We start from the raw sequence: 909 nt of genomic DNA on the forward strand, positions 1-909 counted from the left end.
CACCCTGATGGAGCTGGTGCACGAGCCGGTGGTGATCGAGGCCGAGCCAACCCGCGCCCCGGCCGCGCCCGTCGATATAGCGCCGGCGGACGACCGGCCGCCACCCCCGGATTACGAGGAGCCCCCGGCCTACGCTCAGGAGCCGGGCCCCACAGGGGAGGAGTACTTCGACAATGCAGCGCCGGAGCCGGCGGCCGCCCCACCGGCGCCGCCGAGCCTGTCCGGCAAGCGCTACCTGATGCCGCCGGCGCGCAAGGCCATTGGTCTGCTGCTGGCCAACCCGGCCCTGGCCGCCGAAGAACCCCCGGAATTCTGGCTCGAACACAGCGAACCGGAGTTGCGGTCCCTGGGCCAACTGCTAAAGTTATTACGCGAGCGGCCGCATTATCAGCTACCTCACATTATCGGCCACTGGCGCGGCGTGTACGGCGCGAAGGAAGCGGAACAACTGGCGGCCATTGCCGGTCAGGATCTGCTGGTGGCCGCCGGCGCCCACGGCGCCAATCGGGCCATCAAGCCCTCCCGGGCCGACTACGACACCCGGGTGGCGTTCTGCGATTGCCTGAAGGGTATTCAGCGCCAATTGGCGGAACGGCAAAAAACCGAAGCACTCAGCCAACTGCGCCAAAAAAGCAGCGATTTTGCTGGATTAAGCCGCGAAGAGCGCGAAGCGCTGGTAAAAGCGGCTCTGGCGCACAAAACTCCACACTAAAACCGGGCGCGGGCGTTGATTTTATGGAATCAAGCCCAACATATGCGATATAATCCCGCGCTTTTCTTCCACACCTCAGGTTCGACAGGGTTCCGAATGGCAGACACCGCTCAACAGCAGCAACAATCTCGCATCAAAGAGCTGATCGCCCGCGGCAAAGAGCAGGGCTATCTCACCTATGCCGAGGTGAACGACCA

The 909-nt window shown here is 63.8% G+C and carries 1 protein-coding gene and 1 pseudogene; both read left to right on the top strand.

The window, feature by feature from the left end:
* Positions 1 to 712, top strand: a pseudogene (locus B3520_RS14780) (DNA primase); the annotation flags it as partial.
* A gap of 96 nt (positions 713 to 808) precedes the next feature.
* A partial coding sequence (locus tag B3520_RS14785; protein WP_286876369.1) for an RNA polymerase sigma factor region1.1 domain-containing protein occupies positions 809 to 909 on the top strand: 101 nt, incomplete at its 3' end.

This window comes from Marinimicrobium sp. UBA4509, assembly GCF_002388575.1.
GTDB classification, from domain to species: Bacteria; Pseudomonadota; Gammaproteobacteria; order Pseudomonadales; family Cellvibrionaceae; genus Marinimicrobium; species Marinimicrobium koreense.